This window comes from Paenibacillus sp. cl6col (assembly GCF_900102125.1).
In the GTDB taxonomy this organism is placed as follows: Bacteria; Bacillota; Bacilli; order Paenibacillales; family Paenibacillaceae; genus Paenibacillus_B; species Paenibacillus_B suaedae.
The window spans coordinates 18489-43497 of the sequence record NZ_FNAZ01000016.1; the positions used below are offsets into that span (position 1 = coordinate 18489).

12 protein-coding genes are annotated in these 25009 nt (G+C 45.8%); 2 read left to right on the plus strand and 10 right to left on the minus strand.

Translation table 11 applies throughout. From position 1 onward, the window contains the following. Positions 1-109: 109 nt before the first annotated feature. Together poxB and BLS15_RS26845 are read right to left on the minus strand one after the other, a co-directional pair. A complete protein-coding gene (gene poxB, locus BLS15_RS26840; protein ID WP_090514598.1) occupies positions 110-1831 on the minus strand; it encodes a ubiquinone-dependent pyruvate dehydrogenase in 1722 nt (573 codons plus the stop codon). A 69-nt stretch (positions 1832-1900) separates the two neighbouring features. Beyond that, positions 1901-2395, minus strand: a complete 495-nt coding sequence (locus BLS15_RS26845) for a DUF6022 family protein (RefSeq protein ID WP_090514602.1) — start codon at positions 2393-2395, stop codon at positions 1901-1903. A 165-nt stretch (positions 2396-2560) separates the two neighbouring features. On the opposite strand from BLS15_RS26845, the gene BLS15_RS26850 reads away from it, so the two are divergent. Continuing rightward, a complete protein-coding gene (locus BLS15_RS26850; RefSeq protein WP_090514636.1) occupies positions 2561-3262 on the plus strand; it encodes a MerR family DNA-binding transcriptional regulator in 702 nt (233 codons plus the stop codon). Positions 3263-3590: 328 nt separating this feature from the next. Here the strand turns inward: BLS15_RS26850 and BLS15_RS30105 are convergent, their stop codons facing one another. Together BLS15_RS30105 and BLS15_RS26860 are read right to left on the minus strand one after the other, a co-directional pair. Further along, a complete protein-coding gene (locus tag BLS15_RS30105) occupies positions 3591-4097 on the minus strand; it encodes a DUF2569 domain-containing protein (RefSeq protein WP_090514604.1) in 507 nt (168 codons plus the stop codon). Between the two features lie 29 nt (positions 4098-4126). Further along, a complete protein-coding gene (locus BLS15_RS26860; protein ID WP_090514606.1) occupies positions 4127-4999 on the minus strand; it encodes a phosphotransferase family protein in 873 nt (290 codons plus the stop codon). A gap of 438 nt (positions 5000-5437) precedes the next feature. On the opposite strand from BLS15_RS26860, the gene BLS15_RS30110 reads away from it, so the two are divergent. Further along, entirely contained in the window at positions 5438-5533 is a 96-nt protein-coding gene (locus BLS15_RS30110) for an IS3 family transposase (protein ID WP_090514609.1), read from the plus strand. A 330-nt stretch (positions 5534-5863) separates the two neighbouring features. Here BLS15_RS30110 and BLS15_RS26875 read toward each other — a convergent pair whose 3' ends face one another. The 6 genes from BLS15_RS26875 to BLS15_RS26900 are packed head-to-tail and all read right to left on the minus strand — an operon-like array spanning position 5864 to position 24986. Continuing rightward, the gene (locus BLS15_RS26875; RefSeq protein ID WP_090514612.1) at positions 5864-8350 is read right to left on the minus strand and encodes a non-ribosomal peptide synthetase; all 2487 of its coding nucleotides are present in this window, start codon (positions 8348-8350) and stop codon (positions 5864-5866) included. Positions 8351-8374: 24 nt separating this feature from the next. Beyond that, complete coding sequence (locus BLS15_RS26880; RefSeq protein WP_090514615.1) at positions 8375-12853, minus strand: non-ribosomal peptide synthetase; 4479 nt, start codon at positions 12851-12853, stop codon at positions 8375-8377. Further along, entirely contained in the window at positions 12841-13587 is a 747-nt protein-coding gene (locus tag BLS15_RS26885; RefSeq protein WP_090514618.1) for a thioesterase II family protein, read from the minus strand. The genes BLS15_RS26880 and BLS15_RS26885 overlap by 13 nt, the downstream gene beginning before the upstream one ends. Continuing rightward, positions 13587-16733, minus strand: coding sequence for a cyclic peptide export ABC transporter (locus BLS15_RS26890; protein ID WP_254777411.1), 3147 nt, complete (start codon positions 16731-16733; stop codon positions 13587-13589). The genes BLS15_RS26885 and BLS15_RS26890 overlap by 1 nt, the downstream gene beginning before the upstream one ends. A gap of 17 nt (positions 16734-16750) precedes the next feature. Then, positions 16751-17563, minus strand: coding sequence for a class I SAM-dependent methyltransferase (locus BLS15_RS26895; RefSeq protein WP_175460845.1), 813 nt, complete (start codon positions 17561-17563; stop codon positions 16751-16753). Between the two features lie 28 nt (positions 17564-17591). After that, positions 17592-24986 carry a non-ribosomal peptide synthetase gene (locus tag BLS15_RS26900; protein WP_175460846.1) on the minus strand — a complete coding sequence of 2465 codons (7395 nt, stop codon included), beginning with the start codon at positions 24984-24986 and terminating at the stop codon, positions 17592-17594. Positions 24987-25009: the final 23 nt, after the last annotated feature.

Below are 25009 nucleotides of genomic sequence, written 5' to 3' on the forward strand. Positions count from 1 at the left end.
AATAGTTGCCAAGGGCATCTTAATTTTGATAGTAATCAACAATGATGATTACTTAGCCTTACGACCAAGGCAGTGTGTGTAGTCACCACTTCAAAGTGCTCCAATTTTATTACCGAAGGAGATTGGTTTTCGCCAGTTCGATGATTTCGTTGCCTTGCCCGTTTAAAACAGCTTTCAGCATCCACATCGTAAATCCGCGTGCCTGCTCGAAGTTGATCTTCGGCGGCATAGCCAGCTCCTGACGATTGACGACGACGTCCAGCACTACCGGACCGCTGTGTTCGAACGCTCGACGAACGGCGCTTTCCAAGTCGTTCGGATCCTCGACCCGGATTCCTTCGATTCCCATAGCTTGAGCCATTACCGCAAAGTTTGGATTGTCGAGTTCTGTTCCGAATTCTAAAAAGCCGGCTGCTTTCATTTCCAATTCCACGAATCCAAGCGCACCATTATTAAAGACAACAATCTTGATCGGGAGCTTATGCTGACGAAGGGTCAATAGATCTCCGAGCAGCATGGTGAGTCCCCCGTCCCCCGACAGTGATACGACCTGGCGTCCCGGCTGTGCAACCTGCGCCCCAATCGCCTGAGGCATGGCGTTCGCCATTCTCCCATGGTTAAACGAGCCAATAAGCCTTCTTTTTCCATTCATGCTCAAGTATCGGGCTGCCCACACAGTCGGCGTCCCAACATCGCAAGTCAAAATGGCATCCTCATCTGCGAGATCGCTGATTACCTTCATGAGGAATTGCGGATGAATAGGCGCTCGGCCGGGATCTGCGAGCTTGTCCAGTTCCTCGCGGACTTTGGCATAATCTGCCGCAAAGTGCTGCAGATGATCTGGGGAGTGAGGTTCCTCTAACAGGGGTAACAGCATTTCGACCGTCGTCTTTACGTCCCCGCACACCCCGTATGCGAGTGTCGTTCGCCTACCTAGTCGGGAGGAATCCAAATCAACCTGAAGAATGGTCGCTTCTTGCGGATAAAATTGCCGGTATGGAAAATCGGTACCCAGCATGAGTAAGACATCGCATTCCATTATGGCATGGTAGCCGGAAGAATAACCAATGAGGCCTGTTAATCCGACAGAATACGGGTTGTCGTATTCCAGATATTCTTTTCCTCGCAGCGCTATGACCATCGGGGATTGCAGCTTCTCGCACAGCTTCATGAGCGAAGGATGAGCTCCCGCGCAGCCCGCACCGCACAGCAAGGTGATCCTCTCGCCTTTGTTTAAGTAGTCGGCAAGCGTCTTCAATTCGTCTGTAGAAGGGCAGACAATCGGCCGGGTGGAATGGATGACGCGTTCTGGAACGGGGCTTTCGTCGTATTCGAAAGCGGCTACATCTCCTGGAAGAACTAAGACAGACACTCCCGACTTTGCCGTCGCGGTTTGCATCGCCATCGTAACCGCTCGGGGCATTTGCTTCGGTCCGGTTACGACTTCACAAAAGAAGCTGCATTCCTGAAACAACATGTCCGGACGGGTCTCTTGAAAGAAGCCGCTGCCGATTTCACTGCTCGGAATATGAGCGGCAATCGCAAGTACTGGCACCCGGTTTCGATGGCAATCGTACAATCCGTTAATAAGATGCAAATTACCTGGTCCGCTGCTACCCGCACATACGGCGATTCCTCCGCTGAGGGTGGCATCCGCGCCCGCCGCGAACGCTGCGACCTCTTCGTGGCGGACATGGATCCATTCTATTTCTCCGGAACGACGGATCGCATCAAGCAAAGCATTGAGCGAATCACCGATAATACCGTAAATTCGCTTCACGCCGGAGTTCAGAAGGGATTCCACAATGGAATCCGCTATCGTTCTTCTCAAGGGAATCTCTCCTTATTTTGTTTTTATTATATTGCCATAATACGAGCAGCCTATTCTATTTTAATGAACTCAGCCGGATTCCTTAATTCGCCGGATTCCTTGCACGATCCGCTCCTTGAGACTCTCCCGCAGCGAGTAAATGACCGGTGCCGAAGGTATGTCGAATTTCAGATGGGAGTGGGGAATTTCCGTGAGTATGGTGCCTATCGGGTTGCCTTGCTTGTCATGGATTACGTTCCAAAATATTCTCGATCTGTTGTCTTCCGTACCCCATTTTTCAAGGGAGTTTCGGAAAATCATGCGCTTGGCGATAACGAAATCATTCTCTTCGAGCTTCTCCAAAGCGCTGAAACCGGCATCTTCCAGCTGTTCGAATATGAACGGCATAAGCTGATCCAAATAAAGACCATAGGCCGCATCTTCGATTTCAACAAAAGCAGCCGTCAATTGTTCATGCATGGATTCGTACATCGACCTCCACTCGGACTCGATATAACTGTTGGCCGCCTTACTTATTTCTTCGATCACCATGTCTTGCCGGAAAATCGGGAACCCTTTCTTCACAAACAAACGCCTCCTTCTCTTCATTTCAATTCCATTGTACAACTTGAAAGCCAATTCGAAGGATAAGCAAAAAAAGAGAAGGAATATCAACTATTTTTATAGAAAACCTTATAAAAAGGTTTAATCTTGATCTATTGTAATGAGGAGAGAGATGACGAGTTGACGATGCGCCCCAAAAAAATGGCCGCAAAATTCATGATTAGCGCCAGTACTATAAGGAATTACGAAGCTAAAGGCCTAATACCTCCAGCTGAACGATCATCAAATGGCTACCGTAATTATACGGATCAGCACGCAGCCTATCTGTCGTGTATCCAAGCCATGGCCCCGGCATTCGGAATGGAAGTGACGGCCGAGGTTCTTCGTTGTCTCCATCAGGACAAACCGCAAGACTCAATGTGGATCATCAGGGAAAAAGAAGTCGCATTGTACGAGGAAAAAGAGAAAGTAGAGAAGTTAATCCAGGATATTCGGATATACGCTAACGAAAATAAATCTCCGTATGCCGAGGAGCCGTTCACCATCAACGAAGCATCCGAACTGACGCAAGTTCCCAAATCAGCAATCCGCTACTGGGAGCAAGCAGGATATGTAACGGCGGATCGGGATCCTGACAACCGATATCGTCGATACAGTGGATCTCATTTGCTACAAATCAGGTTGATTCAAGTGCTGCAAAGCTCTGTATATTCAGAAGATACCGTGAATTTTAAGCAATCCATCGCCGCGGCCGAACATACGGATCTGCAGGGGGTCATGAATGTGGCTGAGAATGTCAGGACTTATCTAGATAAGATAATCGAATCCCAGATGTGTGGGATATCCTATTTACACCGATTAATTCAGTTTACAAAATCCTTGAATTAAGAAAGTCCTTGACAGTCATACCACTATTAAGAATAATTCTTCCATTCGAAGAGCCCCTCCCCCTCGGGGCGTCTTTCCACCCCCTAAAAATTTCGCCCCACTTGTAGCAGGGTTCCCGCGCTGTCTGTAACGGCATGTTTAAAGGCCATCCTTTGCCGGATGGCCTTTTCTTTTTAGAACATGATCGTACTCTCTAAGTATAAATTACCATATATTAGTAAAACTATTATTATGTATTTGCGAATCAGTCCAGTCAGACTTCACTCCTTCAGTACCTTGATACAGCCAGTAATCAGATCTCTCAGGACGTTTATTTAGTCGCATCGATTCACCTGATAAAAGTATTATGTACACGTTCTGATTTCATAAAATAGGGAATCCAAATTGCACATGTTATTACAGATTTCACTATATCCCTTAATGAGCTTCCATCTTCCAGTTCACTCGCTAAGGGAATTTGAATTACTAATAGATAATCAATTACCCCAATAATTAAACTAACACTATAAAAAATTATCATTAGCCGAGGTAGTGTGGACTTCTTTCTATAAAAATTAATGAGTATAAATATACAGAAGAATAAAAATAGCACATTATATATCGCCTCGAAAATAAGCACAGGCCCCCATAAAGGATGGTAATATTGTGATGTTAATGACGTTAGTACATCCCATGTATCGGATCTGAATGCAGGTAATGAATGCTGGAATAGTTGCACCGTTAATAGAATCATCGTTAAGTAAAGACCGATTTGTACTAGAATCAACCATCCCCCTAGCCCAGATACACCTAATGGCAGATGGTCATATTTCTGTTCTTGAACATTTGTCTCCATTGAGAAAACTCCCTCCTATCTCAGTTGTTCTATCTAAATTCTTTAATCCCATTTTCAAAAGCTTCTTGGTCATTATGATCTATCCCATGTAGAGCTTCCTCCAAAGCAAAGGTACTTCTATAAAAATGAACTCGTTCTGAAATTTGTTTTCCATATGGGTATAAATTCGTGCATACTTCAAAAAACTCTTCTCCATAACTGGAGAGAACTCCCGCAAAATCATATGCTGGATCCCCAAGTCCGGAACCTCCGAAGTCAATAACTCCTGAAATCCTGTTTTCTTTTGGATCCCATAAGATATTACTTGCTCCAAAGTCTCCATGGATAAAGGTTTGCTCCAAATTCTGATTATATGTATTAATCAAAAATCCATTAAAGTTCTCTGCTACTTTTTCTTGTGCATCTACTCGCATAAAAGGAAAGAGTTTCTCTTTAATTCTTACATATAGATTTTCTATAGTTCTATGCACACTTTCATGTTGTTTTTGAGAAACAAAAGCTTTCGGTATATCCATAGAGTGAAGTTCAATTAGAAAAGTAACAAGTTGTAAGGCAATTGCATTCGTAAGGTTTTGACTTTTGATATTAATCAGTTCTTCCTTCCAAAAAGGAGAACCCTCAATAAGCTTATAGCCCATGAAAGCTTTACCTACCTCCATCTCATCAAAAGATTTATAGGCTGGATAGGGAATCGGCATCGCTACAGTTTTACTGATTGACTCCAACAACTCCGTTTCACGCTTTAATTTCTCTAATCCTTGCTTATACTTAGGAAACCTAAAGACGAGAGATTGATTAAGAATAAATACGTCATTGTTCTGTCCAATCTCATTTTGTTTAACATCTTCAATATGTAAATTTGGGTAAACTTCTTGAATGCGTTTAACGTAGGTAGAGATCATATTCAAGCTCCTTCATTATAAATGTTTTGCTTTCTTGAGTTGTTGCTGATTTCCTATAACGTTCTAGTATTCACGAAACTCCTCAACCTCAGATAGCTCAATGTTATATGACTTATTTGCCTTCCTGAATCACCACTAAAGCTTTACATATTCATGCTTCAAAATACTCATTATTATACGATCGACATATTGACCATTTTTATAGACTTCGTCTCTTAGTATACCATCCTTCTTGAAACCTGACTTTTCAAAACTTCGAATCACACCAGGATTATCAGCATCTACCGTCAAATACAACGGGCCAAATCCACTGAAAGGGCGTACTCGGACGTCGTTTGGAAGCGTTGAAGAAGAACGAGATTACCTGAAAGTGCAGGTGGATTACTTAAAAAAGCGGTATCCAAATCTAGTAAAGGAGAAGCCCTCAGTCAGCAAGCGGTGGAAGATTACATTTATCATTATAACTACCACCGCTTTCAAGCCAAATTGAAACAACGCGCACCGATTGAGTATCGGTGCGCGCTAGCAGCTTAGCTTTTTTCATCTGTCTACTTGACAGGGGTATGTCCAGAATAGAGTTCTGTAAAATGGTTTTGTGTGAACTCAAAAGCCAATTTGATACACCTATTCGCTCTAGATGATAGTTGACAATTAAGAGGGGGGCGAAAGCCCCTTTTTACGGAAACATTTCACATGTTAAGATCGTATACTTATAAACGAAGTAAGTACAGAACATCGATTAAGGGCAAAAATAGCTCTGTAAACTAGATATATAGTAAAAAACCACGTTGGATATCGTATAATATTGCTTTGAGCAGACATATGGTATAGATAATTCCAATTAACCGCTTTCTGGTTGAGCTTCTATCCTTCTTGACCACTTTTATGCTGAAACTGCAAAAAGCTTGCTATTGTCGGATACTTATACAAATCCATAGTATTGATAGAATAGCCGGCATGCTGCAACTCTTCAGCTAGTATAATTAATTTTAACGAATGACCGCCCAATTCAAAAAAGTTATGATGCACGCTAATCTGCTGTATGCCTAGTATTTCGGTCCAGATCGCTGCAACTTTTTGTTCCTCTGGGGTTTGTGGAAGGATTATAGTTTGCTGTCCGCGTAATTGTTGCCTATCGGGAACCGGTAGCCGGTCAGTGTCTACTTTTCCGTTAGTTTTTAACGGAATCCTCTCAATAATAATACAATCAGCTGGAATCATATAGTCCGGAAGCGATTTCCGTAAATGCAGTATCAGTTGGCTTTCCAGTTCATCAGTACAGATTTCAGGCACAATATAAGCACACAACGACAACTCGTCAGAAGTATTTTTAATAGGAACGACCACTGCTTCAAGTACTTGATCATGTTTTAATAATATATTCTCAATTTCACCCAATTCGATCCGGTATCCCCGCAGTTTTAACTGCCGATCCTTGCGTCCCATAAATTCGATAGTTCCATCTTCGCGCCAATAGGCTAAATCTCCTGTTCTGTACATGATTTGATCTGTTCGGCCAGGTATCCGCACATAGCGATCCGCCGTCAGTTCCGGCTGATTCAGATAACCTCTGCCTACGCCGACACCACTAATACATAATTCCCCGGGTACACCAATAGGTTGAATCTGATCATCCACACCTAAAATCGACACATTGGTTCCCGAGATCGGCTTTCCGATGGAAATACTGGTGCTTTCAGCCGAGCGAATATCATAATATGTTGTTAATACCGTGCATTCCGTAGGTCCGTAGCCGTTGACTAACCGTAAATCCGGGTATGATTCTAATATACGATTGGTTAAAACGGACGATAACACTTCTCCCCCCGTCAACAGTTGGCCAATACCGGAAAAAATATCAGAGTGATGACTCGCGAGATGGTGAAAAAGCGCTGTTGTAATGAGCATTGAATTAACCTGTTGTTCTCGAATCGTTTCTTTCAACCGTTTTGGCTCTAGCAGGATAGCTTTATCAACAATAACCAGTGTGCCGCCGTTTAACAGGGTGCCCCATATTTCTAATGTCGACAAATCAAATACTATTGATGTTGCCTGCAACATTACCGTCTGGCAATCCATGGATAGATAATGGGGATCTTGTACCAGATTAAGAACATTTTGCTGTTCGATCAATACACCTTTTGGTTGGCCTGTAGTACCAGATGTATACAGCAAATATGCCAGATCTTCCGCTTTTGTCGGCACATCGAGATTGTCCATCGGAAGTTCCCGGCTCAGGCTTTCTGTTACGACAAGCGTTGAAACCATGTGTCCTTGCGGAATATCATCCACATGCTGTACAAGCATAAACCGAGCCTGGCTATCTTCCAGAATAAAATGAATACGTTCATCCGGATATTCCATATCGATCGGCAGATAGGCGCTTCCTGCTTTCAATATTGCTAGGATAGATATGATATATTCGATGCCCTGGCCCATGCGCACTGCTACAAATTCATTATGCTGAATATTCCACTCTGTTCGCAGCATATTTGCAAGCCGGTTTGCTTGTTTATTCAGCTCATTATAAGTCAACTTCCTGCCGTTATGGACCAATGCAATTCGATCAGGCTGCAAGAACACCTGTTGCTCAAACTGTCTGGCAAGCGTTGTTGCCGGTCTGCTGTCGGGGATAACCGGATTGAAATCGCGCATAATCTTTTCCAGTTCAGTTAGCGAACAAATGGACAATTCACAAATCGCCCTATCCATGTTAAAAATGGTTGTTTGCAACAGTTCATTATAATGCACGGACAAGTTGCGAATCGTAGATTCTTTATACCGTTTGGGTGAATAATCAAACTTAATGTGCAGCCGATCATTCTGACGATTGAACAGTATTCGAATATAGGCCGGATCTGAAGCATCCTCTATCTCGCTGTGAAGCCCTTCCATTGCAGCCACCACATGGAGCCGCTTCATCCGATTCGGTGCCAACTGCTGGTGGGAATAGACTGCAGCCAGTTGTTCCCTGAGCTTCAGCACATATTCTTTAAAGCTGCAGGCCGGGTCGATAGCAAGATGAATCGGCAGAAGTCTGCCAGATTGCGCGGAGCTCCCTTGCATCGGCGAGCCGACCAGTCGATCCCTTTCGCCAGTGTATTTATACAGACAAACGTTCAGCGTTGCCAGCAAAAAGCAATACCATAAAAAATCCGACTCTTTGCAATATTGACCCAATTGCTTAAATATAGCGTCCTCTGCGGTATAATCTACAGTTTCCATGGTCATATGCTCTGCCAAATCCATATTCGTATAGTCAGGTATTACCGTAGCAACTGGAAGTTCATCTGAATAATAGCTATGCCAAAATTGATGCTGACTTGTTCTTTCCTTTTCGGATATAAACATAATGCTTCCCCTCTCTGAGCGGCGTTAAAATGAAAATGTGTCGGTCAACAATGAATGCATATCTCCATTTTCGGCATTTTTACATTGGTCGCTGTACCGATTCATACTTGCTAGTGTTTGATCAAGACCATCCGACAGCAATGATTCCAACAAAGCAACGTAATATTTTGCCATTTTCTCTACTGTATCCTGTCTGAACAGACGGGTGGAATACTCAAACGTGAAGCCCAGTGCATCCCCATCCTCCTGAGCGATTAGGAGAATATCAGCTATACTGGATTTTCGTTCATACGCATACGGCGTGATAACCAGCCCATCCACTTGCAGTGAATGGATATCCATATTTTGCAAGGCAAACATCGTCTGGAACAACGGATTGCGGTTGGCCAAAGATCGAACGTCCAGCTTCTCGATCAGCAATTCCAAAGGATAATCCTGATTACTGAATGCTTCAATGGTATGAGTTCGCACTTCCTTCAACAGTTCGCGGACAGTTTTACTGGCAGACGGTTGGCTGCGGAGCACAATCGTATTAACGAACATACCCAGCAACTGCTGGAATTCAACCTGATTGCGCCCAGCAACAGGAGTGCCGACCATAATATCTTCATCTCCTGAATAATGCTGCAGGAGTGTGAAATACACGGTCAGTAACAACATGTACAGTGTCGTATGGGTGTCATCCGCCAGCCGTTTGATTTGGAAGGTCATTTCGATGGACACCTGGAATCGAAACAATGCACCTTCATAGTTCTGTTCATCGGGTCTTGGATAATCCGTTGGCAGATGAAGAACCGGCAGCGATCCCTTCATTATGTCCAGCCAATACCGCTCCTGCTTGTGCCAAGCATCAGACTGCCGGAACGACTGCTGCCAGACCGCATAATCCTTATACTGGAATTCCAACGGCGGCAACGTTTCTCCCCGAAATAAAGCCATAACCTCTTCCGTCAGCAATCCAAGTGAAAAACCGTCCGAAATGCTATGATGAATATCGAATATCAGCACATGCCGCTCGGAAGATATCGTCACAACACCTACACGGAATAGAGGCGCCTGTGTTAAATCAAAAGGACGGACAAATTGTCTTATCCGTTCTGGAAGTTGTTCTTCCGTCCCGCTTATCCATTCTAGCGGGACTTCCACTTGGTCATGAACTTTGAATACGATCTGTTCGCCTGCTCGCTCATGTGAAAGTCTAAGTGACTCATGCCGTTCCATTAGTTGCTGGACTGTCTTTTTCAAACGTTTCTTGTTGAGCGCTCCAGTAATCCAATTCACATCGGTTATATTGTTGCTCGTATCCGCGAACCGCCTCATTTTCTCTAGAACATAAAGACGGGTCTGCTGATATGAAGCTGGGTAGAATTCGCGCTGCTCCACAATTTGCGGTACCGGCAGGTCCTCTTTTTGCCGGAAACGCAATTGATTGGCCAATCCACGGATCGTTGGCTGAGCAAAGATCTCATCCATGCCGACATCGACACCCAGCTCTTTGCGAAGCCTTGCTACGATCAGAACCGCTTTGAGCGAATGTCCACCAATCAGGAAGAAATTGTCTGTCACGCTGATCATCTTCAATTCTAGTATTTCACTCCAGATATCAGAAATGATCCGCTCTAGCTCATCCAGCGGCCATTCATGCGAAATGAAATCTGAATCCGAAGCAGTTGTGACCCTTTCAGGCGGTGGCAGCTCTTTAGTATTAATTTTATTGTTGGCAGACATGGGCATTTGCTTGAGCTGCACATACAGTTGAGGAACCATAAATTCGGGCAACAACTGTTGTAACTGTGTTCGCAAGTCCGATTCATTTAACAATGTAGCTGCAGTATAATAGGCGCAAATCTGCGTCTCCTTACCCTCCTGCTTGATAGGAATAACAACCGCTTCCTGAATTTGAGGCAAGCTTAAAATTTGCCGTTTGATCTCCTCCAACTCAATCCGGTAGCCTCTAATTTTGATCTGGTGATCTCTGCGCCCCAGGTATATAAGATTACCGTCGGCACGCCATTTGACCAAATCGCCGCTACGATACAGTCGCTCCTGGTTAAGCCATGGTACCGTAAGAAATTTTTCATCAGTCAGGTCCTGCCGATTCACATAACCGGCCGTTAATCCGTCTCCGCCTATAAACAGCTCTCCGGCAACTCCGATGGGTACGGGCTGATTAAATGCATCCAGTACATAACAGGTTGTGCCGGTTATCGGTTTACCGATTGGAATACTTTTTTTCTCTTGATTGGTCACATCATAGGTCGTAGTATAAGTCGTACTTTCCGCTGGTCCATACCCGTTTTTGAGTCGGACATGCGGATGATGTTGCAACAGAATCTGCACATGTGAGGGGGACATCACTTCGCCACCCACAATAATGGTCTCCAGGTTATTAAAAATTTCAGGGTCTTCGTTTAACAAATGATTGAACAGGGCAGTAGTTGGAGTCATTATGTTGATGGAATGCTGTAATAGAAACGGCTTCAATCGCGCTGGATCCAGGAACGTGTTTTTATCGGTTAAATACAAACATCCTCCATTAAGGAGGGGTGCCCATGTCTCGAACGTAAAGACATCAAATCCCAAAGCACAGGTTTGCAACAGCCGGGTGTTCTCGCTTAATTCCACATAATCGGTTTGTTTGACCAAACGTGAAATGCCAAGATGCTTGATCATAATTCCCTTAGGTCTACCGGTCGTCCCTGAGGTGAAAATAATGATCGCCGTCTGGTCAGGTCCCCTAACCAATCCTAAATTGGCGGTGTTTGTACTGTACAATGATTCATCCAACAAATCCAGTATCTTCAAGCTGCCCGGAAGCGGCTGCTCCGGTTCTCCCTGTACAAGCAGCCATTCCATACTGCTATCCTCCAGCATATTTAATATTCGCTGTGTCGGATAATCCGGCTCGATAGGCACATAAGCGGCTCCTGCTTTGATCACAGCAAGCATACCCACGATCATCTCGAGAGAACGCTCTGCCATTATGCCAACATTCGTTCCTTGCACCAAGCCACGGCTCCGCAAGCTGTGTGCAAGCCTATTGGCTTTATCATTTAGTTCCCGATATGTATACATCCTTCCATCATGAAATAACGCGGTTCGTTCCGCATGCAACTCTGTCTGTTCTTCAAAAATCCGATCAATTGTTAAAAGAGGATAATTGATGATAGTGTCGTTGAACTGATGTAATATAAGCTGTTTCTCCACTTCATCCAACAGATCAAACTGATGCAGTTCCATACATGGCATCGTAGTTACCAGTCTGGACAATCTGACAAAATGAGCAGCCATTCTGTTCATTGTATCCGGTGTGAACAAATCGGTGCTGTATTCCAGCTTGCCGGTAATCACATCATTATCTTCTGTCAATTCCAGCGTCAGGTCGAATTTGGAGCTGTCACTCTCCCATTCATAGCGTTGGAAGACAAGGTCGCTCATCTCCAATTCGTACTTGTCCATATTTTGCACAACAAGCATAGTATCAAAAATGGGATGTCTGCTTGATGAACGCGCAATATTCAGCCGCTCCACCAGCATATCAAGCGGATAGTCCTGATGATCGTAAGCAGATAACGTAGTTTGCTTGATTTGGGCCAACAATTCCAGGAAAGTCATGTTCCCTTGAGGACGTGTACGAAGTGCCAGCGTATTCACAAACATACCGATCACCGACTCCAATTCGGCGCTTCGGCGACCTGCAATCGGTGTGCCGATTACAATATCCGTCTGGGAAGTATAACGATGCAGCAGCAGCGAATAAATACTGAACAACACCATATACAGTGTTGCTCCTTCCTGTTGAGCTATATGCCGCGCCGATTGGACAACATCCGCATTTAACTGAAAATGCACATAGTTACCGCGACCACTGCTGTATGACGGTCTGGCATAGTCAGTCTGCAAATCCAGCACCGGCAATTCGTCTGCAAACTGCTGCATCCAGTACTGCTCTTGTGCGCTCATTTTTTCACCGGAAAACAAATCGTTTTGCCACATTACATAATCCACATACTGCACTTCTACCGGAGAAAGCGGAATGCCGTTATAAAGACAGCCGATCTCTTTTATCATAATTTGAATGGATATGCCATCCGCAATGATATGGTGAATATCAAAAAATAAATAATAGACTGTGGGAGAAGTGCGGATCAACTTAAGCCTGAATAATGGAGCCTGATTCAGGGCAAATGGCTGTGCCAGCGATTTCAATACTTCCTCGAGCTGCTCTTCCTCCACCTCAAGCGTTTCCAGCGAAAACGGAACCGTAGCCAGTACGGTTTGCGAAATATCGTTATTGTCTAGATCTGTCTCAAATATCGTCCGCATAGATTCATGCCGCTGGATAAGCTGCTGTACTGCCTGCTCAAATTTTTGGAGATCCAGTGTCCCCAGTATTTTGAAAACAGAAGATAGGTTATAGGCTACACTGTGCGGATTGAACTGCTGAACGACAAACAATCTCCTTTGTGCTGATGATGTTTCATAACAACCTATCGTTTCCATTGAATGAAACCCTCCTGATCATGAATTGCGGCAGGGATGGTCTGATTGATAACGCTTACCACTTCCTCCATATGGCTGTGTAGAAAAAAGTGATCCCCTTTAATCCATACGATTTCGCAGTTGTGAACGGTGTGCCGGTTCCATAACTGGATTTCTTCCCTGTTGATCTTATCGTTCAACCCGGCGAATACGGTTACCGGGCAATTTATCAAGGGCCGTGCCGGATCAAGGCGATATGTCTCCAGTACACGGACATCGGCATTTAATATTTTTTTGAACTTTGCGGCCAACTCCGGACGGCGTTTAATCTCCGCTGGGATACGGCCATCCGGAAAAGACAATGGGGCCAGGAGCTTTTGCTTGAGACTGGACCAAGAAAATGTACGCTTCCGATCAGACAAAGGTGCAGGCCGACCGGATAGCAACAAATGGACAGGCGGCGGATACCCTTCCCGGAGCAGCAAATAATATAATTCATACGCTAACACTGCCCCCATGCTGTGCCCGTAAATGGCATAGGGTACTTCCTGTACTTGTGGTCCTATCTGTGTCACCGCATCCTTTAACATATCGGCAATGCTGGCCGCATAAGGCTCGTCATAACGAGCGCCTCTGCCGGCAAGTTCAACCGGTCGGAGCTCGATATGCGGACTTAGCTGACCTTTCCACTGCCAGTATATTGTAGCCGAGGCGCCTGCATATGGGAGGCAAAATAATATGGTTTTAACGGTCATCACCCCTTCTCGAATAACGGAATGCTTGGCTTGATTAAGGGAACTACCGTTTGTGTAGTCTGCTGCATAGCCACAATGCGCCCCCCATCCATTTTGATAATACGATCCGCTAGATGGAAATAATGATCATCATGCGTAATTGCTATAATACATTTGCCCCGGACCTTCATGTCCGGCAGCAGGGTATAATAAAAGAAACGGCGGTATTCCGGATCTTGATCCGCAGCCCATTCATCAAATAGACAGATTGGACGATCCTCCAAATACGCAATCAGCAAGGCCAGTCTTTTTTTCTGTCCGGTTGACAGTTTGGTTGTACTGAATGTGCCGTTATGAATAACGATCTTGTCCTGCAAATCCAGCAAGCGGAGATAGTGTTGCATTTCTGCTTCTTTAGCCTGCCAGTCGATGCCATACAAACGGTCGAACAGATGGAAATCGCCGAAGATCGCCGAGTAGTACTCACCTAGCCCACATGAGGAAATCACACCATCATTCAGTGTCACCTTGCCTGTATCTGGTGTGTACAATCCAGTAAGTAACTTAGCCAAGGTTGACTTCCCACTGCCGTTACCTCCAGTAATAAAGGTGATGCTGCCACTGTCAAATGCGCAATTGATGGGTCCGACCGCAAACCCGGTTGGCCCCGATGTGTTATTGCCCGTATAACTATAGGTCACATCTTCCAGTTGCAATCGAATCGGAACCGTCTGGACGGCAACGTCAGCAGAAGGATGTTGAATTCTCTGTTCCACCTCCCGGATCATTTGTTTAATTCGATCCCAACTGACCTTGCTCTGCGCATACTGGGGAACGCTGTCCAGCAGTTGATTGACAGGACCGGTCATATACAAGAACACAAACACATAATTTCGTAGCATCGACGTATCCATCTGCTTAAAAAGCTCTGGAAATACAAATACTACACACCCGATCACCAGTATGAACAGCAGTTCTCCCAACACAAAAATGTCCGAATAACGCAGTTGATACACATTGCGCTTCTCTTTGTACGTTTCGCAACTGATTTGCATCTCTTCTCTGAATTCCCGGCGTTTGTCAGAATGAAGCGAAAGCTCCTTGAAGCCTTTCAGCAGATCATTGATAAACTTAAAAAAAACATTCTGGAGATCACGCGTTTCCTCCATTAAATGGTTCGCCCGGCTTCCTACATACATATACAATACCGCTAGCACAGCAATGATCACTATGGATAGCAGCAAGGCATACATGTTCATAATCCCAAGATAAAGAAAACAGCATAACAAGGTAATCAGATTGGTCGCGCCCGATATCAGGATTCCCATGGAGCGACTGATGGCTTCGGTATCATTATTAAGCGTCGCTTCTACACGTCCTCGTTCAAAGCTGTCCATTTTGGAGAAGCTCGTTTGCAAAAACTTATCAACCAACTCCATCCGCTTGGCATAAATAATTTGATTGGTCAGCTTAATCAACATAGCTCGGATGATTCGCTGTCCGAACACATACATCGCAATCGCCATCGCAAAATAAAACAGGAGCCCATTCATCAGATTATCCGTTCGGTTGAACGATTCATTGATAATAAAAATGACAAACGCATTCCCTAAACCACTGACCAAACCCAGAACAATTGGCGTCAGAAATGACTTCTCCGTGTTTTTTGGAAAAAACAGAGTCAGCAGCGAGTAAGCCATATACAAGGCTCCAGTAATCAGTAGCAGCCACACAGCGGTCATTACCGTCGATGGTAGCCATATTTCGATAAATCGCCAGGTCAGTTTGTACATAAGAATATCAGGAGCCCTGTATATCATCCATGCGAACAGGCAGGCAGCAATTAGATGATATCCTAGCAACCTGTAGGGCTTGGCCCGTTTAAAGGATGGTTTGCGTTTGCCGTTGCCAATGTCACGGAAGACCAGCACCAGATACACAAGTACCGCAGCTCCAATAATAGACAAGGCGATAATTAGGCCGACCGCCACAGAATCCGCTTTTTTGTAGGTATCGGAATGAATTAACGGAGGCTCTTCACCATGCAACTGGCTCAGGATGCCTTGTCCGATCCCTTGCGTATAATCGCTGTTCATATTAGCCATAATGACAACGCCAATGCCTTCTGCCGGACGCATGCCCACAAAGGAAGAAAATGTAGGGTTGTTACCCGAATGCGAAATCTCACCTTCTCCGCTTTGGAAGATATCCCAGCCTACCGCATAAGATGCACCGTTGCTCTCAGGCGGAACCGTGCGATTCGGCAGATGAGATTGATCAATCAGTGAATATTCAAAAGATCCTGAATCTTCGATTCCCATCTGAATTTTAAGCCACAGAGCCATATCCTCGGCATTGCTGACTATATATCCGGCAGGAGCATTGCCCACGAATGGCGGCGGGCTGTATAATTGCGGCCTTGTATAGGCCATTTTATAACCGGAAGCCAATTCCGCGGAGGCTATCGGTTCCTGCACCGCAAAAGTATGCTTCATCCCCAGCGGCTCAAAGATATTATCTTTCATATACTCGGCATAGCTTTGCTCACTAACCTGTTCAATGATTAATCCAAGCACATCGTAATTAATGGTCGCATACTCATACGTTTTGCCAGGCGCACGATTCAAGGGCTGGTTCTGCAATATGCGAACCGTCCTCTCCAATTCACCCGCTCCATAACCCTCCGGCAGATGGCCAATCGTATCAAACGGTATGCCGCTCGTATGATGCAGCAGTTGCTCTATCGTGATTACGGCCGGTTGATTATGATACACAGGTTGAAACCAGGGCAGATACTTGCTCACCGGATCATCCAGATGCAAGCGATTTTCCTTCGCCAGTTTTAACACTGCCAGACCAGTAAACGCCTTGCTGTTTGAACCAATTTCAAACAGGGTGGACGGACTGATAGCAGTGCCGGCAGACACGTCCTTGAACCCGTAACCCCGCTGCAATATAATCTGATCTCCACTGACTATCGTGACGGACATGCCCGGAATTTCCGCTTGTTCCATTTGCTCCTGTACCCATGATTCAATTTGCTCCAGATAGCGGGGCGTCATGTCCTCTGCTGCATTCGCATAGGACATGACCGGTGCAGACAGCGCCAGCCAGCACACCAATATACATATCCACAGTACTCTCCAGCATTTATACGGGGAATTCAAGCTTAATCCCGCCCCCTCTAATCCATTAGTAGAGCATTTCTCTGTTTACGAGCGCTCAGTACGTAGCACTTCGGAAGCTTCACTTCCTGATCTTTTAAATGATCATACAGCGCTGAAATATCGTGATCGTACTCGTCAAAAGACTGAATCATCAGTCCATTGCTCAGTGTACAGCTCATAATGTGCGACAGGGTAGGATCGAATACATAATATGGCGCGCCTTCATAGGTCTCTTTGTTGATATAATCCAAGCCTTCGTTATATACGCGCGGTTCATCAATGAAATACGAGAACTTCATTTCCAGAGGATGTTCCTTATCATTCTCATCTAACATGAACAGCACCGGATGAATATCGTAGATCAGTACATTCCCACCGTCTTTTAAAAGCCGCTGCACCATCTGGAAAAACAGCGATAAATCAGGAAACCAAATCAATGAGCCGGCTGAAATATATATAAGATCAAATGTTCCGCTATACTGTTCCGGGATTTCGTACACATCGGTCTGCATAAATTCACATTCAATCCCAGCATCTATTGCCAGCTTACGAGCTTCATCGATCGCTAGATCACTAATATCAAATCCTATACAGGAGGCCGCCCCCAGATTTTTAAGGGATAACGTTTCCGTACCGTCATTGCAGCAGAGATGAGCAACAGACTTGCCTTCAAGACCGTACGCCTTCAACTTGGCGGTTATCGTCTCATCCAGCACCGAATATCCTTTCTGGCTGAATAGCTTCTTTCGCTCCTCCTTTCCCTTATGATGGCGGGCAGCCACCTGATTCCATGAGCGCCGGTTGGCTTCGGTATAATCCTTGATTTCCACAGTGTCTAACTCCTTATTATTTGAATTTTTAGCGTTTGGTTCGTTCACGCCGCTCCATCTTTTTGAAGCTTACAGATGCCGGATTTTCAAGGGTGGGCATGGTCTGCTTTTTCTGCAGAATCCATTGTGCCAGACTGCGGACAGTAGCCATTTCAAACAACTCGCGCAGGGTTGGAACATAACCGCAAGCAGCGCCTATTCTAGCGACAACTGCGGTCGCCTTGAGAGAATGACCGCCCAATTCAAAGAAATTATCATTGACGCTGATTTCATCCAGTTGCAGAACATCTTGCCAGATGGCCAGAACAAGTGCTTCTTCTTCATTTTGAGGCGGTATGATTTCCCGGATGCGTTCATCTGTATTTTGAATTTCAGATAAGCGTACCTTGTCTATTTTGCCGGTAGAGGTCAACGGCATGTTGGCCACAAAAATAATCTCCTGCGGAACCATATAACCAGGGAGTCTGCTCCGAAGCCAAGCGGACAACGCCTGCCGGTTCGTCAAGGAAATTCCCGTCTGGAACTTCTCCTCACCGGATTCCGGATGTGGAAAATGCTGCACCCATACACTCGGATCATAATAGATTCCATTTTTCTGTTCCAAGTCAATCATGACAGGCTGTAACGTGATTGGCGTGATATAGCTGCCGCTTTTTGGAAACTCGATGCCGGTCCATAGCTGCCAATCTCTAATACTGCCTGTGATCGTCTGTGATTGTTCTGCAATGCTTAAAACTTGTCCACCTGCCCGGATATGGGTTCGCAGCCAAGGATCTAACGGCAGGCCATCTGATCTGGTCAACGCACAGTACTCTGTAAATGACTGTTCGGGATAGTTCGTTTTGCCTGTTGGTCGAACAGGTACGATAATATGCTCCAACTGGTGAGCGTCAGCCACATATTTGAAAGCTTCCAACAGCAGCCCGGCTAGTCCATTGCCCTGTTGCTGTTCATTTACCACCCCGGCCAATATCAGTAGCGTATTGGGAGAGGGATACGAACCGGCGGTTTCCACACTTTTCAGCAGACCCTCATCCCAGCCTTGCGGAAGATGCTCCGGTGAGCCGTCCCAATACATTGGGACGGTATTACCGACGGCGGCAATCTCTCCATCTTCTTGTAGCAAGGCAAATTGATAATCGGTGAAGTTGGCAAACAGCTTAGGCCAGTGTTCCAGCATTACACTATCCCCGATAAAATAATCTGGCCATGACTGCCGATGCAGTGCATTCATTCCCGCGGCCAACTGCGGCATTTGCGCCAAATTAAACCATTTTAAACGTCGTGTATGGCTAAAGGGCTGATACTTGTTTGTAATTTCCACATAGGCGACCAAACCATCCATTCCTTTGTCATGGCGGTGGATAACGGCTGCACTGGCGATATCACGGTGCTGCATAAGTACCGCTTCAACTTCCTCTAGCTCCACCCGGTTTCCTCTCACCTTCACCTGCTGGTCCAGCCGGCCGATGTAGCGAATGATGCCTTCTTCTGTATATTTGACGAGGTCGCCTGACTTGTATAGCTTCGAGTCAGACGTATCAGAGAACGGATCGTTCACAAAACTGTCTGCCGTACGTTCAGGATCATGTAAATAACCACGTGCCAGTCCTGGTGAGCTGATGTATAGTTCACCAGGCACGCCTGCTGGCACAATATTCATCATTCGATCAAGCACATATACCATTACATTGCCCAGCGGCGAGCCAATCGGCACAATCTCTCCTTCAAATTCCAGCCTGCAATCAAATGTTGTTGCATCTACCGTGACTTCTGTCGGTCCATAATGGTTGTACAATCCGCAGTCGAATTCCTCCCGGAACAAATCGCGCAGCTTGCGTGTAAGCGGCGCTCCGCCACTAATCACAAACCGGAGTTCAGGCCATTGTGTAAATACCCCGTTTCTGCGGGCATTGATGAATTCCTCCAGCATCAGCGGTACAAACTGCAAGAATGCAACTCCCTGCTCCTCCGCAAGCTTCCCTAGCGCAGCCGGATCTTTGGCTTCATCAGGATGTGGGATGAAAATGCGCGCTCCGCAGGTGAGCGGCCAAAATATTTCCAGCAACGAAGCATCAAATGAATACGAGGTGTGGAACAGCGCCGTATCATTAACCTGCAAAGAATAATGCTGCGCCAGCCCGGCAAACAAATGCACGATGCCCTGATGCTCGATCTCAATTCCTTTGGGCTTCCCGGTTGTACCCGAGGTAAATAATACATAGGCCAGTGTGGAACGGTCCGCCTCTACTCCCGGATTAATGGTCGACTGTTCATGCAACTGCGCCTCCAACTTGTTGAGATCAAGCAAGGTTACCGGGTGTACAGATTGCACCAACCATGAACCGGTTCCCGTGATCAGTACAGAAATATCTGCGGCCTGTATGATTTCTAATTGCCGTGCTTCCGGGAGCTCCGGATGGATAGGCACATAAGCGGCGCCTGCTTTCCAAACGGCAAGCAGCGAAACAATCAAATCAGCCGAACGTTCAAACCTAACTCCGATTTTTTGCTCCCGCCGCACACCGGCAGTCAGCAGCAAATGCGCCAACTGATTCGCTTTTTCATTCATTTGTTTATACGTCATTGTCTGATTATGATCGAAGATGGCGATCTCGTTCGGTGTCAATTCCACCTGCCGTTCAATCACTTGATGCACACAGGATTGGGATTCATAGCTGTGTGGCTTGCGATTACGTAGGTTGGCGATAATCGTTTCGGACTGTTTGTCCAGCCACTCATAGGCATAAAGCGATCCGTCAGGCGAATCAATCACCTGTTGCGTTAGCAAGATAAACTGCTCGGCAATCCGCTCTGCCGTCGTTCTTTTAAACAGATCCGTATTATAGTTCAAATTAAGTTCAATCCCGTGACCCAGTTCATCAAAAGCAAAGGTCAGATCAAAACGAGAACTGGTTTCCATGAAATCATACACTCGCGGATTGTAGTCGAGCCCAACAAATTTCAGGTTTTTCAGTAAATTTTGTTTATTGTTTTGCAAGCCGTACATAACCGAAAACAGCTTAGAACGCGAAAGATCATTTTCCGTCCGGATTTGCTCAATGACGAAGTTACTTGGATATAGATGATTATCATAGGCCTCGATTGCCGTCTGCCTGCTCTGGGAAACCAATTCAGCAAACGTCATATTCGGTTCTATTCGGCATTCCAACAGAATCGCCGTGGCAAACAGCCCTAGCATTCGTTCTAGCTTCACATCGTCACGGTTCACAATAGGAGAACCGACTGCGAAATGATCCTGATTGCTCAAACGGTGCATTTGTAAATTCAATACCGACAATAGGAACATATATAATGTAATCCCTTGCTGCTGACAGTAAGTGGCGATCCGCTTTTGCAAGTCCGGTTGAATCGTCTTCAGCACAGTGCCACCGTTGAACGTCACTATCGAAGGGCGCGGATAATCAGTCGGCAGGTCTAGTGCTGGCGGCACGACAGCGAATTTATCCAGCCAATACTGCCGTTTGGCTTCCAGGTATCCAGATTGAATTGAAGTGTTCATCCATTCGGCATAATCCGTATATTCAATCTCCAGCTCAGGCAACTGCGCAGTACGATGTTCTAATTGCGAATTATACAGTTCACTGAATTCGTCAATCAGATTCATGGACGATGTCTCATCCCAGATAATATGATGCGCTACGAACATCATCAGAAACTCTTTGTCCGCATATTCGATCAACTTGACCGAAAACAGCGGCCCTTGGGTAAAATCAAAACTTTGATTGTTATGCTGTTCCGCCATCCGGTAGACATCTTGCATAATTTCATCCGGCTCTATATGTGTTCGATTCTCATATACGCTGTCCAGTTGGAAGTCCTGCTCCGATTTCACAACTTGAACCGTTTCGCCTTCATGATTGGCAAAATGAGTACGAAGCACGGAATGCCGTTCAATCAGTCGCTGCCATGCCCACTCAAAAGCTGGAAGATTCATATCACCATAAAACATCAAATCAAAGCTTACATTATAAAACGGGTTGTCCGGCTCCAGTTCATGCAAATACCACTCCGGCAGTTGAACAGGAGCAAGCGCGTATGCGCTTTTGGCCTCAAAACGGCGCAACGGATTATTGTCCGCAGCCTCTCTCGTTGGAGAGTGGCCAGTTGTTTTGGCCGCTTTTTCCTGATCAATGACTGCCGCCAGTTCATGCAATACCGGGGTCGTGAAAATTTGCTGGAGTGCCATACTGATACCAAACTGCTTCCGAATCCGGTTTACCAGTTTGACTGCACTGATGGAATGCCCCCCCAGATGAAAGAAATGATCCTGTGCATCCACTTGCTTTAATTCCAGGATCTCTGCCCATAAGAAGGAGAGTTCCCGCTCTGTCGGGGTAGACCATGTTGCCGGTTTGGATGGTGCGGATGCGATATACTCGTTCGCCCATGACTGCAATGTTTTGCGGTCAATTTTCTCGCTGGTCAGTAGCGGCATTTGCTCAATGCTGATTAACTGCGCTGGAACCATATAATAGGGCAGCTTCTCCTGCAAATAAGTCCGCAATTGTTCCGGCTCCAAACGCTCCTTGCTTGTATAAAAGGTAACCAGCATCGAGTCGCCATTTCCTTGCTTTCTCGCAATCACCGCCGCTTCGTCTATCCCTGGATGACGGTTGATTACCGCCTCTACCTCACCAAGCTCAATACGGAAACCGCGTACCTTGACCTGATGATCGATCCGGCTGGAAAATTCCAGATTGCCATTCGGCAACCAACATCCCAAATCACCTGTCCGATAAACAATGCGCTCATGTTCGTGGTTGGCAAACGGATTGGCAATGAACTTGCTGCGGGTCAGCTCGTCATTATGCCAGTAACCGGCTCCAACGCCAATTCCGGAAATCCATATTTCACCCTTTACCCCTACCGGGACTGGCTTATGAAATTGGTCCACCACATACAGACGCATGTTTGGAAGTGGTTTGCCTACAGGAATGCGCTTATGTGTCAAGTCAGATTCATCCTGAACATCACTGCGCATCGTATACTGGGTTACATCATCCGAACATTCCGTAGGTCCATAGGCATTAATCAACGGTATATCCGGGAGCATGGTAAACCAGCTTTTGACCAGTTTGCCAGGCAGCTCTTCCCCGTTGGCAATCATCCAGCGCAAGGAGGGCAAGGAACGTTCGGAAGCAGGCATATTTTCCATCGTATCCAAGAAAGCAAACAGCAATGAAGGAACGGTCTCGATAACTGTAATCTGATGATTCTTTATATGCTGCAACAATAATGCTTGATCCCGACCCGCCTCAAAGGAAACAATGGATGTCTGTCCGCCGACCAGCAGCGCAACAAGCGATTGCCAGATAGAGACATCGAAACTGATCGAAGCATTTTGTGCTACAATATCGCGTTCACTCAGTTGCAGGCTATAAATTTTGGCGTACAGATGATTGATCATGCCATTATGGCGTACGAGTGCACCTTTGGGCGTACCAGTTGAACCGGAAGTGTAGATCATATAAGCAAGCCGTTCGGCTGAAGGATCGTCCTCCCCGTCAGTTACCGGGAAATCAGCCAGACACTCGCTGGTGATCAATTCATGTTGCTGCGGCCATAATGGCCCTTCCCCTATCGGCATATCCACACACAGCACAGAAAGGCTTGCAACCGTATCCAGTCTGCTCACGCGTTCCAGCAGATGATTCTGAGTAATCAGAAGCTGTGCAGCGCAGTCCTGTAAGATATAAGTTGCGCGTTCATCCGGCACATTCGGATCAATCGGCACATAGGCTGCACCACTCTTGAGAATTGCCAGCAGCGAGGTCAGCCAGTCAAGATTGCGCTCACACATAACAGCAACAAATTGCCCTGACTTTATACCGCGGCTGCGTAAAAAATGCGCCAAACGGTTCGCACGCTCATTTAATTCTCTATACGATAATTGCTCTCCGTCGCAAGAGGCCGCAATATGATTCGGCGTACGTACAACCTGCTGTTCAAACAGTATAGGAAATGGCGTATGTACCGGGAAATCAACAGACACCTGATTGAAATCTTCCATCACCTGTGTGCGCTCAGGCTCCGACAGCATATCCATTTCGCTAACAAGTATCGTTGGATTCTGGATGGCCTGCTGGACCAGTTGTAAAAAATTACAGCTTAACCGTTCCATTGAAGACGATTCAAACAGGTGGGTGGCATATTGAATATAGCCTTCAATCTGCCCTTCCTTTTGATAAAGCTCAAATATAAAATCAAATACGGAATAACGGATAGGTTGAAGCGAATGTTCAAATGACAAAAACAATCCTGGCGATATTTCGCGTACAGCTTTGCTGTCTGCATGCAGTGTATGCATTTCAAACACAACATCATATACGGGATGATGGCTATTATTGCGATCTGCCCCCAGATCATGGACGATCATATCGAACGGATATGCCTGATTTTCCTGAATATTTAGCACATTTTCTTTGATTCGTTTGACAAATACGCTGAAAGGCTCTTCTCCGTTTATCTGATTACGCACCGGTAGTGTATTGATGAAGCTGCCAATCATTCCGTTCAAATCGGGATGAAATCGGCCTGATAAAGAAGTCCCGACAATGATGTCCTGATTCCGTGTATATTTGGCGAGCAACACATTCATAATTCCTAATAAAAACATGTACAGACTCACATCCAACTGCTCACATGTTTTTTTGAGCGACACAAACAATTCCTCGCCAATAACCAGCGGTACGGCCGCTCCGGTATAGGTTCGTTCCGCTGGACGTTGATAGTCCAGCGGGAAGTTCAGATCGAGCAGTTCCCCAGCCAAATAGTCAGCCCAGAATTGACGCTGGTCCGCCAATTCACCGCCCGTCAGCATACCGTTATGCCAATGAGCATAGTCGCTGTACTGAATATCAAGCTCTGGTAGTACAGGCGGAACCTGGGTAACATGCGCCTTGTAAATCACCATCAGTTCGGACAGTATAATGTCGATCGATAGCCCATCGACGATGCTGTGATGAGCAACGATCATGCAGATATGTTTGTCCGCGAATAACTTATACAAGGTGAACCGAATCAACGGGGCCTGCTGCAAATCGAACGGTGTATTCAATTCCTCCTGTATTCTATGCTCCAGCCGCTCACGCGAATCATCAGCCGAAATATCATAGATCGCAACCGGAATTTGAATATCGTGAAAAACGAGCTGCAGCGGCGAGCCGTCCTGGTCACGATAACTGGTGCGAAGGGCAGCATGTCGTTTCGCCAGATCCTGTACTGTCTGTTTAAACAGCCCCACCTCCAGTGGGCCGACCAGTGTAAATACAGTAGACACATGGGACATTGCGCGAGCTGATGGATCATCGGAAAAATCAAGCTTGTCCAGGAACCAAAATCGTTTTTGCGTATGTGATAATTCATATAGATTAGTTGTCGATTGAGTAGAAATATTCATCGCAAAACTTCCTTTCATGCAGT